This is a genomic window from Methanosarcina sp. A14 (genome assembly GCF_001729375.1).
GTDB lineage: Archaea > Halobacteriota > Methanosarcinia > Methanosarcinales > Methanosarcinaceae > Methanosarcina > Methanosarcina barkeri.
Window position 1 is genome coordinate 1 of sequence record NZ_LZPK01000340.1, and the last position, 12,098, is coordinate 12,098.

General features: G+C 43.3%; 11 protein-coding genes. 1 reads left to right on the forward strand and 10 read right to left on the reverse strand.

The annotated features are described in order from the left end of the window. On the reverse strand, nucleotides 1-726 hold a 726-nt coding region (locus A9239_RS14545), incomplete at its 3' end, for a CPBP family intramembrane glutamic endopeptidase (protein ID WP_069575359.1). Nucleotides 727-1,483: 757 nt separating this feature from the next. Between A9239_RS14545 and A9239_RS14550 the strand changes: the two genes are divergently transcribed. Then, nucleotides 1,484-2,236 carry a hypothetical protein gene (locus A9239_RS14550; protein WP_048117166.1) on the forward strand — a complete coding sequence of 251 codons (753 nt, stop codon included), beginning with the start codon at nucleotides 1,484-1,486 and terminating at the stop codon, nucleotides 2,234-2,236. A gap of 147 nt (nucleotides 2,237-2,383) precedes the next feature. Here the strand turns inward: A9239_RS14550 and A9239_RS14555 are convergent, their stop codons facing one another. The 9 genes from A9239_RS14555 to A9239_RS14590 all read right to left on the reverse strand — a co-directional run bounded on the left by A9239_RS14555 (nucleotide 2,384) and on the right by A9239_RS14590 (nucleotide 11,935). Beyond that, nucleotides 2,384-2,986: an aminodeoxychorismate/anthranilate synthase component II gene (locus A9239_RS14555; RefSeq protein WP_048155608.1), complete on the reverse strand. Its 603-nt coding sequence runs from the start codon at nucleotides 2,984-2,986 to the stop codon at nucleotides 2,384-2,386. Beyond that, entirely contained in the window at nucleotides 2,983-3,129 is a 147-nt protein-coding gene (locus A9239_RS19700; protein WP_158498908.1) for a hypothetical protein, read from the reverse strand. Before A9239_RS19700 ends, A9239_RS14555 begins: the two co-directional genes overlap by 4 nt. A gap of 24 nt (nucleotides 3,130-3,153) precedes the next feature. Further along, nucleotides 3,154-4,797, reverse strand: coding sequence for an anthranilate synthase component I (gene trpE / locus A9239_RS14560; protein WP_048155609.1), 1,644 nt, complete (start codon nucleotides 4,795-4,797; stop codon nucleotides 3,154-3,156). Then, nucleotides 4,784-5,500 carry a phosphoribosylanthranilate isomerase gene (locus A9239_RS14565; protein ID WP_048155612.1) on the reverse strand — a complete coding sequence of 239 codons (717 nt, stop codon included), beginning with the start codon at nucleotides 5,498-5,500 and terminating at the stop codon, nucleotides 4,784-4,786. The genes trpE and A9239_RS14565 overlap by 14 nt, the downstream gene beginning before the upstream one ends. Beyond that, on the reverse strand, nucleotides 5,497-6,597 hold the full coding sequence (trpD, locus tag A9239_RS14570) for an anthranilate phosphoribosyltransferase (RefSeq protein WP_048117151.1): 1,101 nt from the start codon (nucleotides 6,595-6,597) through the stop codon (nucleotides 5,497-5,499). The genes A9239_RS14565 and trpD overlap by 4 nt, the downstream gene beginning before the upstream one ends. 72 nt (nucleotides 6,598-6,669) lie before the next feature. Next, entirely contained in the window at nucleotides 6,670-7,461 is a 792-nt protein-coding gene (gene trpA, locus A9239_RS14575) for a tryptophan synthase subunit alpha (RefSeq protein WP_048117148.1), read from the reverse strand. Nucleotide 7,462: 1 nt separating this feature from the next. After that, a complete protein-coding gene (trpB, locus tag A9239_RS14580; protein WP_048157006.1) occupies nucleotides 7,463-8,668 on the reverse strand; it encodes a tryptophan synthase subunit beta in 1,206 nt (401 codons plus the stop codon). Nucleotides 8,669-9,045: 377 nt separating this feature from the next. Then, nucleotides 9,046-9,852, reverse strand: coding sequence for an indole-3-glycerol-phosphate synthase (locus A9239_RS14585; protein WP_048155615.1), 807 nt, complete (start codon nucleotides 9,850-9,852; stop codon nucleotides 9,046-9,048). 1,009 nt (nucleotides 9,853-10,861) lie between these two features. Beyond that, nucleotides 10,862-11,935 (reverse strand): M42 family metallopeptidase, encoded by a 1,074-nt coding sequence (locus A9239_RS14590; protein ID WP_048121409.1) that lies wholly within the window; start codon nucleotides 11,933-11,935, stop codon nucleotides 10,862-10,864. Nucleotides 11,936-12,098: the final 163 nt, after the last annotated feature.

Consider the following 12,098-nt stretch of genomic DNA (forward strand, 5'->3'; position numbering starts at 1 on the left):
AACCGGCGCAACGGTTGATCGAAAGCCCCGTAATAGCCAGATACCATATAAGAATAGAATAAATGAAAAGAGTAACAACACCAGCCCTGCAGAGGAACCTGTCAGAAATGCCAGACAGTCCCACAGCCAGTGAATGATGATTAAAGGAATTACAGTGTCGAGGCGGACCCGCAAGGCTACTGCCCAGACCCCAAACATACCTGCAAAAAAAGCCTGGAATACGCTTGCATTGAAGTCTCCGGTTATTAAGCTGTTTAACGTATGAACCGAACCGAAGACAATTGCCGTGATCCACACTGCACGCCAGATTCCAAATGACGATGAAGCCCCATGAAATAATACACCTCGAAACATCAACTCTTCACTGATGCCTACCATCAGGGTGTTTATAATTACAATTAAGAGTATCCGGATTGGCGGCAGGCCTGTAAATAAAACTATCACTAGCATGATGAAAAGGAACAGAGCCGGTAGCCATAATAGGCGCAAATCATGTAAATCATTCGGACCTTTCCACCCGACTTTATCCCACCAGTCAAAATAGGTAATTACCACAGACAAAAAAACTATTGCAGTAAGCACTCCATAAATAAGCTGACTTTTAACCAGTTCATCAAGTTGAGTGGGCTGGCCTTTAACCTGCAGCAGTCCTCCCCCCACAACAACAATCAGCCAGACAGCAAAAATTCCCAGTGAAGTAGGCCAGGGTTTTCTTGATGTATTCATCTTTGTTTTCTCCAATCTAATTCGGCAATATTCGTTTCTTTTCGGAAGGTTGGAACTGCCACCAGGGTTATTACTACCACTATTACCGGAGTGCAATATTCACCGGTATCGAGTTTCTATCAGACTGGTGACGTCTCATCTAAAGTCCAGCCAGTAGATTCCTGAATCTCAAAAATTGCACAACCTTACTTAATTATTAGTCATGCTTCATCGGTTAAGCATTAAATCCCATCTCCTGTATATGCTTTATATTAATATTATAATCTTTGAATCTATGTTTCCTCGTTTCCCACCTGCTCTTTAAGACTCTCTTCGGGAAATGTTTTCCGAAGAGTGGTTAATGAGTATATATGAAAGTCAAGCATTAGATCCTCATGTAAACAGAGAAAGGTTTAGAAATGAATGGTTTGAATAAAAAAGGAAAGAATTGGGTTCAAAAAAAGTAACAGTGGACGAAAATGAATGTTTTAAATAAAAAAAAGGAAATAATTGGGTTCAAAAAAAGTAACAGTGGACGAAAATGAATGTTTTAAATAAAAAAAATGGAAGAATTAGGTTCAAAAAGAGTAAACAGGGACGAAAACGAATCCTTAACCGATGAAAAATGAAATAGAGTATAATTTGACATAGTAATCTTGAAATTCCCAATGTATTTTGAAAATTATAGGAAGACTAATATCTGAGTAAACCGATATAAATACTTAAATTTTTAAAATCCAAGAATTTTTAACGAATTTTACTGGAAAGGGGTTTTAATATGTTCTCACTGAACGAACAAAAGGCTATTGAACTTGGAGAATCTGGAGAACGAGCAATAAGAGAACAGAATGAATATGATGCACTCCAATATGCTGAGTACCTCCGGGAATTAGGACATGAGTTGCTCGAAGGTAATTTAGAGAAGGATTTAAAGAGAGTTATTATCTCACTCAGAAACATTGGTAACAGAGCTGTCCAGAAAAAGATGGATAATGTTGCGTCCACGGCTCTTAATGAGCTTAAGTATCTTTCTGATATTGCACTCGATAAGAATTTCTCAAACGCGATGTGGTCTTTTTCAAAAGCTGCACAGGAGATAGGAAAAGGAGCAGTACAGGTCGAGATGCTCGAACCTGCAAAACTTGCGCTTGACACGCTTAAAATGATAGGGATGGGCGCAGTTGAGAAGAAAATGGAAGTTGTAACCCTCTGGACAACCATGTCACTTGAGGAAATGGCTTATCTTGCAAATAAGCAGCAACTTGAAGATTTCACTAAGGAAGCAAAAGAGGCTAGAGAAGAAATTATAGAATACTCCGAAGCCTCAGGGTTTGTTACAAAGGAACAGATTGAAAAATACCCACAGCTTATCGCCCAAACCGTAAGTCAATTCTCAGAGCTTCGGAATCTACAGCCTGCAGGTTATGAGACCAAGCCTAATGAGGAATTCACAGAAGAGGAATTCTTTGAGGAAGAGGTAGAAGGGGAAGAGCAGGAGCCTGAAACTGAGGCCGCCAAAAAGGAAAAGTAACCTGATAACCAGAAAAATGAGACTGTTAATTAGAAAATAATTTCTCTGGAAAAATTTCTGGCTGTTTACACAGGCGTATGCCTTTTTTCATAATATTTCTGGTCGCTTACACAACCGAATGTCTTTTTTCATAATATTTCGGGCTGCTTACACAGCCGGATGCTTTTTTTTATAATTTTTGGAAATCTCCAGAAAGCTTTCTATTATTTTCAGGCCATTGGGAGTAAGTACGGATTCGGGGTGGAACTGCAAGCCGTAGATTGGATACTTTACATGCTCCACTGCCATAATGCTCCCGTCCTCAGCCCTGGCAGTAACTTTTATCCCGGGTGCAGGTTCCCCAATCTCAAGTGAATGATAACGGCCTGCTTCGAATGGGCCCTCAAAGGCTGAAAACAATGCAGAGTCATCATGCAGAATCTTCGAACTTTTTCCATGCACTGGGCCGACCTTGCTTCTTCGAACGACTCCGCCGAAAGCCACGTTGATTGCCTGGTGTCCAAGGCAGACTCCAAGAAGAGGAATTTCCCTACCCATTTCCCTGATTATGTCCAGGCAATTTCCTATATCCCTGGGGTCTGAAGGATTACCCGGACCCGGCGAAATAACCAGAGCATCAGGTTTAATCTCCCTGAGTTCTTCCAGGGAAACCGTATTGGGAAGTACCAGAGTATCTTTTTCGAAATAAGAGATATAATCTACAAGATTCCATACAAAGGAATCCTTGTTGTTTATGAAAACCACCTTCACCTGAAAACATCTCCTGAACTTATAATTTTTAGTTTATTTTCCCTTCGTTTCTCTCCTTTAACCTCCTCTTTCCTGAAAAACCCGTTTCCTGGATTTTTTTTCTGTAAAACATCCCTTCCTGAACTTCTTTTCATAAATTTCACCCCAGAATCACATAACAAATTAGTTTAAACTTCTCCTTCGATTGCCGCAAGCATTGCTCCCATCTTACGTTCGGTTTCCCTGAATTCATAACCAGGATCAGAATCAGCTACTATTCCAGCTCCAGCCTGCACTGATGCTTTCTTGCCCTGTACAATAATGGTCCGAATTACGATTGCAAAATCAGCATCTCCGTTCCAGCTGTAATATCCAACTCCTCCTCCGTAGATCCCTCTTGGTGAAGCCTCAAGTTCGGAAATAATTTCCATGGCGCGGATTTTCGGAGCTCCTGAGAGAGTTCCTGCCGGAAATATTGCCCTGAAAGCATCGAACTGGTCACATTCCGGTCTCAAAGTGCCTATAACCTTACTTTCGATGTGCTGGACATGAGAATATTTCAGGACTTTCATGAATTCGGAAACCTTCACCGAGCCGCTTTCCGTAACCATTCTTACATCGTTTCTCCCAAGATCGACAAGCATCACGTGTTCAGCCCTTTCTTTTTCATCATGCATCATGTGTGCAGCAAGGGCTTCATCTTCGGCTTCGGTTTTTCCACGGGGGCAGGTGCCTGCAATCGGGTTTGTGATTAGAGTCCTTTCATGAACAGTCAGCAGAGTTTCAGGGCTTGCCCCGACAATTGCCAAGTCTCCAAACTCAAAGATGTACATGTAAGGACTTGGATTAATTGCTCTAAGCTGCATATAAAGTTCAAAAGGCGACTGCTCGAGCGTAAACTCGCATTTCCTGGAAAGGACTGCCTGAAAGATATCTCCTGCAAAAATATGCTCTTTCGCCTGGACTACCGAGTCCTCAAACTTCTGTTTTCCGGCATTGCAGTCCGAAACAGGTAAGCCTGGAAAGATTGATCCGCCTGGTATTGCGATTTCTACTGAGTCTCCTGAAATTGCGGCTTCTTTAAGTATGACATAGAGTTTTTCGGCTTCCTGAAGGGCTCTATCATAGATTTCTCCGGCATCTGCACCCGGACTTACGAAAGGAGTGATCACGATATATATCTCTTCAGTGATATGGTCGAAAACAAAAGTTTTCGAAACCATCAGGTACTGAAGTTCCGGAATTTCGGATTCAAAGCCTTTTTTGACCCCTAACCAGCTATCGTAAATAGCATCATAAGCTGTATAACCTATGGCCCCGCCCAGGAAAGTCTGCCTGTCAAAACGTTTCGCATTCAGGAGTCCCATCCCGTTTGCAGGAGGAAAAACCAGGCGAAGGGCATCGAAACCATCTTTCCCCTGAGGAATTGGAGCCGTGAATTTTAAGTTTCTCAGTTCTGAGTTTTCTTTCTCCGGATTCTCCTCTTCTATGGTTTCACAGCCACAGGCATCTTTGATTTTCGACCGAACTTCTTCAAAAAAAGGAGACGCATTTGGGTTAAGGAGTTCAAGAGAGATTTTCCTGTCACCTATCTGAACTACAGCATCAGGATCATTTCCAACAAAAGAGTACCTTGCCTTAGTTTCCTGTTTTTCCACTGATTCCAGCAGGTACGAATAACTTGAGGTCCCTGAGGCCCGCAGGGCGCGGTAAAGTTCAAGAGGAGAACATGTTAAATTATCGATTCTTGCAAGGAGCTGGATAAAACCTGGCTGGCTTACTCCTGAAGCAAGTTTTTTGAATTCTTCTTTTCCAAGGTCAAAGGAAAGCATTGGCACACCTCACTTCTTCAATAAAACTTTTGATTTTTACAGCATCTTTTTTCCCGCAGGTCTCAACCCCTGATGCCGTGTCCACAGCATAAGGCGAAACAGCCCTGATTGCTTCCCGCACGTTTTCAGGCTTGAGCCCGCCTGCAAGGATAAGGGGAAGTCGCGTTTCTTCTGAGATTCGCCGGCTCAGAGTCCAGTCGTGCACACAGCCTGTGCCTCCGGGCTTTTCAGACCTTGCCGTATCAAGCAGAATGGAATCTACAATGTCGGCTTCTTCCAGAAGACTGACCTCTTCAAGCAGGCTTGAGACAGAAGCAGGATTTCCGGAACCTTCGTTTGAAGCCCCTCCCTGTGCAGGTACGGACAGAGTTTTTATGATAGGGATGCCCGTTTTTTCTTTTATTATTTCAAGTTCGAGATGGGGCAGTCTGGAGTGAATCTGCACGATATCGGGTTTTATTTTATTAATCAGACCTACGGCAGTATCCGCGTTTTCAGGCATGATAACCAGTACGGAACTCAGGGTTTCAGGGACTCTGGACACTAGGTAGGCAGCAGTATCGGAATCAAGCTTTCTCGGGCTCTCTACAGGAACTTCTGTAAGAAAACCAACTGCGTCGGCTCCGTAAAGGGCTGCAATTTCGATTTCTTCAGGGCTGCGGATTCCACAGATCTTTATTCTCGTTTTCACTTTCGCTGTCATGCCCTCTCTCCCGAGGCCGGGCTTAATATTGACGTTCTTGAGCGCATTGACATGCTTTTTCCCGAAATACTGCCCTTACTTTCCTGTCTGTGAAACCCTGAAGTAAAAGCCCTGAACTGGTTGAATTTAACCATGACTTTTCCACTGTCAATAGCATCCTCGGCAATAGGAATTGCTTGCCGGATAGAACCTACTATCCCACCTACATAAAGGGCAGCAGCAGCATTCAGAACTACGATGTCTCTTTTCGGTCCTTTCTGGCCCTTAAAGATACACAGCAGGTCTCTTGCATTTTCTTTTGGAGTACCGCCCTTTATATCCTCGGGATTTGCCCTCAGCATGCCAAGATCTTCCGGAGTCAACGTATAGGTTGAAACCTTGCCATCCTTTAACTCCGCAACATAGGTTTCACCCGTATTTGTGATCTCATCCATTCCATCTCCGTTCACAACAAGAGCATGCTCGGTTCCGAGTTCCGCAAGAGCATAGGCTATTGGTTCACAGAGTTTTTTATCAAAGACCCCTATTACCTGCCCTTTAGTACCTGCCGGGTTGGTCAGGGGCCCAAGAATATTGAAAACCGTACGAACTCCGAGTTTTTTCCTTATACCTGCAACCCTCTTCATAGCCGGGTGAAAAACCGGAGCAGCCATGAAACCTATTCCTATTTCTTCGATCGTTTGCCTGACAGCTTCGGGCTCCAGGTCAGTTTTAATTCCCAGGGCTTCAAGTACATCCGAACTCCCCGACATTGAAGTGGCAGCCCGGTTTCCGTGCTTGGCTACAGGAACACCTGCTGCAGCAGTAACAATTGCGGCTGCTGTCGATATATTGATTGTATTAAGGCCGTCTCCTCCTGTCCCACAGGTATCCACAAGCCTGAAAGATGTTTTGGGCCGGATCGTTTTTCCGGCTTTTTTCATTCCCCTTACAAAGCCTGCGATTTCTTCGGGCTTTTCACCTTTTGCCCTCAAAGCAAGCAGAAATCTCCCGATTTCCTCATCCTGTGCTGTACTCAGAATTTTACCTACTGCGTCTTCAGCTTCTTCGGGGCTCAGATCATGCCCTTCTTCCAGCTTTTGAATATATCTCTGCATTTTCTCATCCCTCCACGATAGTTTCAAAATTTCCACAACTGTTGACGTTCTTTATTTTCCGGACCTTTTCCTTTAACTGGCTCTTCGGATTCCGGATTTGAGTTCTTTTGCAAGGGCTTCCAGTCTTTCGTTTACGTCTGTTCCTTCATCTATAATCTTGACAAAAGCCGAGCCGACTATAACTGCATCCGCTCCGGCGTCTCTAACTTCTGCAGCCTGCTCTCCTGTTGAGATCCCGAATCCCACAGCCTTAGGAAGTCCGGTTTCTACTCTGGAAAGCAACTCTCTGGTAGAGGATGAGACATCTTCCCTGGCTCCAGTAACTCCAAGTCTCGAAACAAGGTAAAGGAAACCTGAGCCCCTTTCCAGGATTTTCTGGATTCTTCCCTCGGTTGTTGTGGGCGCAATTAGAAAGATCAGGTCAAGCCCATGCTTTTCACAGCTATTTTTCAGGTCAGCCGCTTCTTCTACAGGGATATCGGGTACTATCAGTCCGCTTATTCCGGCATCTGCAGCCTTTTCTACAAATTTTTCCACTCCGTACCTGAATACAGGATTGTAATAGGTCATGCAAACAAGTGGAATCCCAACATCCAGGGTTTTAATAAGCTCAAAATAACGCTGTGTATCCATGCCTGCTGCAAGTGACCTCTGTCCTGCCACCTGGATTGTCGGGCCGTCCGCTACAGGGTCCGAGAAGGGAAAACCGAGCTCTATGATATCCGCACCTCCGTTCACCAGAGCTTTTACAATCTCCCCGGTTTTTTCTGCAGACGGGTCTCCTGCCATTACATAACAGATCAAAGCACCTTCCTTTTTCTCCCTGAGTTCGGAGAATTTTTCGGAGATTTTTTGTCTTTCCATTTTAGATCCCTCCTCTCAGGCTAAGGACGGTTTCCAAGTCCTTATCGCCTCTTCCTGAAAGGTTTACAACCACTACTTCTCCCAGTTCTCCGGCTTCTGAGGCTTTCTTCAGATAAGCAAGGGCGTGGGAAGATTCCAGCGCAGGAATTATTCCTTCATGTCTGCTCAGTTCATGGAAAGCTTCAAGGGCTTCGTCATCAGTTGCATATCTGGCTGTAACCCGACCGATATCGGACAGGTAAGCCAGTTCAGGCCCTACCCCTGAGTAGTCAAGACCTGCGGAAACGGATTCGGATTCAAGGATTTGACCGTTTTTGTCCTGCAGTATCTTTGTTCTTGCACCGTGCAGGATACCTTCTTCTCCTGCACAGAGAGAAGCTGAGTGAAGTGCGGCTTTTTCCGTACATTTAAGGGCTTTTCCTCCGGCTTCGACAGCAATCAGTTTGACATCCTTATCCTCAATAAAGGGGTAGAAGATCCCCATTGCATTACTTCCGCCACCTGCACAGGCAATGATGGAATCAGGCATACGACCTTCTTTTTGCAAAATCTGTTTCTTTACTTCACGACCTATAACACTCTGGAAATCCCTTACTATTACAGGATAGGGATGAGGACCTACAACCGAGCCTATGAGGTAATGCGTATTTTCTATGTTCGTGACCCAGTCCCTGAAAGCCTCATTAATAGCATCCTTAAGGGTTTTTGAGCCGGTTTCCACGGGTACTACTTCAGTGCCCATGAGTTCCATGCGGTAGGCGTTCATCTGCTGCCGTTTGACATCTTTGGCTCCCATGTAGACAACGGTTTCAAACCCGAGATTTGCTCCTGCCATAGCTGTTGCAGTCCCGTGCTGTCCTGCACCGGTTTCGGCAATCAGCCTGGTTTTCCCCATGTATTTTGCAAGCAGGGCCTGCCCTATGGCATTATTTAACTTGTGGGCTCCTCCGTGCACAAGGTCTTCCCGTTTAAGGTAGATCTTTGACCCGTACTTTTTACTCAGGTTTCTGGCAAAATAAAGAGGTGTTTCTCTGCCTGCAAAATCCCGCAGGTAATGGTCAAGTTCGGCAAGGAATTCAGGGTCATTTTTATACCGCTCGTATCCCTCTTCCAGCTCTTCTAAAGCCGGCATGAGGACTTCTGGTACGTACTGTCCCCCATATTTTCCGTATTTTCCTTTTACCTTGCCTGTCTGCCCGTTTTTCAAATTCTTCTGCGAACCTGAGAGTTCATTTAAGTATGAGTCCTTTGCAGGAAATTCTGAAACTTTAGTTTCTGTCAATTCAATTACTCCCTTGTCTTTTTGATGAATCCTGTAGCGTAATTTTGATATCGCATTCGGAAGCGTAGTTTTTGATCTTGTCATTGAAGCAAAATTTAATTTTGAATGTTTTTTGGTGAATTTTGAACGAACTTTGAACGAACTTTGAATGAACTTTGAATGAACTTTGAATGAATTTTGAACGAACTTTAAACGAACTTTGAACAAATTCAAAGTGATATTGAACAAATTTAGAGTGATTTTGAGTGGACTTTTCAACCTGTCCAGTCAGGCTGAAAGCTCCGAAAAGTCTGAGAAAACAGTTATTGACGCCAACCAGCGCCCTGGACGAATTCTTTTGTTTTATCAAAAACAGAAGCATTTTCCATAAGTGCAGAACCTATCAGTACGGCATCCGCACCTGCCTGGATTACCCTTCTGACATCCTGTACGCTGTTCATTCCGCTTTCGCTTATTATCAGATGCCTGGTTCCGTGATCAAGGTCGCATTCCCGGATAATAGGAGCCAGCTCTTCTGTGGTTCCGAGGTTGATTTCAAGGGTTTCAAGGTCTCTGTTATTAATTCCTATTACTCTTGTATCAGTTTCCAGGGACAAATCAAGCTCTTTTCTGTTGTGAACCTCTACCAGAGGCTCCACTCCCTTTTTAAGAGCAAGCTCAACAAAATCCCCTAGTTGTCCTCCAAGGATTCCTGCAATCAGGAGTACAAGATCACTTTGAGCTTCTTCAAGCTGCAACCTGTCAATAATAAAGTCTTTTCTCAGGACAGGCAAGCAAACCTTATTTCTAACTGAGTCCAGGTTTTCAAGTGATCCCCTGAATACTCCAGGCTCGGTCAGAACTGAAACTGCAACAGCTCCGGCTTCTTCCATTTCCCATGCAAGCTCGGCAGCCGTTGCAGGCGAAATATCCCTGAAAGTTCTCCCTGGCGATGCGGGCTTGACCTCTGCAATTACAGGCACTCTACCGTCGGCTTTTGCAGCTGCTACTGCCGAGATAAAGTCCCTTTTCTCAAATCCCATTTTCTGGCTTTCACTGGAGATCTGCGGCCCCAGGGCCTGGACACGGGTTTTTGTTGTGTTGAGGATGTGGAGAATTGAAGCGTGCATAGTTTATCACTGAAGTATAGTTTTGTACATCAACGTCTAATGAAGTACTTTGTATAAAAAGGTTTTGGATAAGGAGGCTTTGAAACTAAAGTATACTTTGTGCGTTAAGTTAAGAAATTGTATCTAAAGTCGTAACGTGGTAAAAAATAAGAATTTAGGTATCCTCTTCAAATTGTATGAGTAAAAGTAAATTTCATGTATTTGCTGAAAATTTAAAAATGTCATTAAGTTTGGTAACCAACTTCAAACGATGAACTCAACTTTGCAACTATATAATAAAATTGTTGTGCATTTTTCAAGTTGGAAAATTCTCCATTGAATTTGAAGAGGATAGAGAAAATGACTCAGTGTTTATACATGTCGTGAGAGTCAAGCCACAAGTTAACCAGCTTCAAACTTTATGAATTGTTAGTTAATAAAACGGTATCGGAAAATATGTTTTAATTTTTAATGTCGACCTGCTGAAACTAGTGTCGAATCAACAACAAAATGTCGTATAAAATCGATTGCAATTATTCGGAATTATTAAATCCTTGATCCTACATTCGGCAGCAAGCACATTTTAACATTTAAATATCCGTGATTGTTATTTTTTGTAGGTTCAGTTATAAATCAGCATCATGCAGACTGCATATCTAATTCCATTTTTCCCATATGTTACAAATATAGAGCCTATCCCAAAAGCCATTTAGTCCTTAATCATCAAGAATTTTCAGGATTGTTTTCATGATCAGAAACTTGATTGATTATTCGAAATACAGGATTCAGAGAAGCAATTTTGAGTTTTGGGATCAGCTCATGTAGTGGGATACTGAGAAACGTTTACTTAAAGACTCAATTTCGATATGTGCCCGGACTTGAGGATTACCCTGACTTAGGATACATGTGAATAAAAGAGAAAAAAGTAAAAGAAAAGAGAAAAACTGCAAGAGTTTTTCCCGCAACACACAAAGCAAAGTGTATGCGACTCTTGCGTAAAATTACCTATTGCAGTTACTTCAAAATGGCTTCAGAAATATTTGCCTACGTTTTCTATTGCTTTTACAATAAGTGAAACGCACGCGTCAATATCTGCCACATCCAGGACTTCAACAGGTGAATGGATGTATCGGGTGGCTATGCTGACTGTACCTGTAGGGATACCTTCCTTTGTAAGGTGTATTGAGGTCGCATCGGTTGTGCCTCCCGAACCAACGCCAAGCTGGTAAGGTATCTCATTTTCAATGGCAGTTTCTTTAAGCCACTTAATAACCTGTGGGTGAGCTATAAGGCCTCTTCCGGACGCATCAGCCAATGTAATTACAGGGCCTTTCCCGATTTCCAGGCAAGAATCGGTTTTAGTAATGCCCGGATGGTCTCCGGGAATAGTTGTGTCAAGGGCAAGCGCAAGGTCTGGAGAAACCCCAAAGGCAGAGGTCCTTGCTCCTTTTAGCCCGACCTCTTCCTGGACAGTGCCTACGGCATAGACATTTGCTCCAACTTTATGTTTGGAAAGCCGTTTCATAACCTCAATAAGGATAACAACGCCTGCACGGTTGTCAAGGGCTTTTGAAGTTATCTTTCCGTTTGCCAGAGACACAAAGTCCCGGTCAATAGAAACTGCCGTGCCTATCTCAATTCCAAGGTTCTCAGCATCTTCCCTGTCTTTTGCTCCGATATCGATGAACATATCGTCCAGCTTCACGGGCTTTTTCCTGTCATCCTCTTTCATTACATGAGGAGGCTTGGACCCGATGACTCCGGGAATTGGACCGTTTTTGCCGTGAAGTACAACTCTCTGGTTAAGAAGGGTCTGGTCAAACCATCCCCCGATCCCGACAAACCTGAGGAATCCGTTATCATCAATATACCTGACCATAAGCCCGATTTCGTCCATATGGGCAGCCAGCATTATGGAAGGACCTTTTCCTTTTTTGAGAGCTATAAGGTTTCCCATGCAATCTTTGCGCATGGTATCAACATATGGTTCAAGTTCCTTTTCAAGGAGTTCTCGGATGTCGTCCTCAAAGCCTGAGATCCCATGGGCATTGGTGAATTTTTCAAGTAGAGATTTTATCTTTTTAAGGTTTCCACCTTTTTCCATTTTCGAATATCTCCTGAATATCAATTAATTTAAAGTTCAAATTGATCTTTATGAGACCAATTATGATTTAATAAGGTTAATTATAATTATCCCCTTATTATTCCCCGTTATTATATGTTTTTTACAAACTCTTTGATAAATGATTTTTTACAAATTCTTTGAT

What these genes read in the sequence shown, in the direction of transcription:
- A9239_RS14565 (WP_048155612.1), bottom strand. Translation starts at nt 5,500, where the DNA reads ATGACAGCGAAAGTGAAAACGAGAATAAAGATCTGTGGAATCCGCAGC.
- trpE (WP_048155609.1), bottom strand. Translation starts at nt 4,797, where the DNA reads ATGCTTTCCTTTGACCTTGGAAAAGAAGAATTCAAAAAACTTGCTTCA.
- trpD (WP_048117151.1), bottom strand. Translation starts at nt 6,597, where the DNA reads ATGCAGAGATATATTCAAAAGCTGGAAGAAGGGCATGATCTGAGCCCC.
- A9239_RS14585 (WP_048155615.1), bottom strand. Translation starts at nt 9,852, where the DNA reads ATGCACGCTTCAATTCTCCACATCCTCAACACAACAAAAACCCGTGTC.
- A9239_RS14550 (WP_048117166.1), top strand. Translation starts at nt 1,484, where the DNA reads ATGTTCTCACTGAACGAACAAAAGGCTATTGAACTTGGAGAATCTGGA.
- trpA (WP_048117148.1), bottom strand. Translation starts at nt 7,461, where the DNA reads ATGGAAAGACAAAAAATCTCCGAAAAATTCTCCGAACTCAGGGAGAAA.
- A9239_RS14590 (WP_048121409.1), bottom strand. Translation starts at nt 11,935, where the DNA reads ATGGAAAAAGGTGGAAACCTTAAAAAGATAAAATCTCTACTTGAAAAA.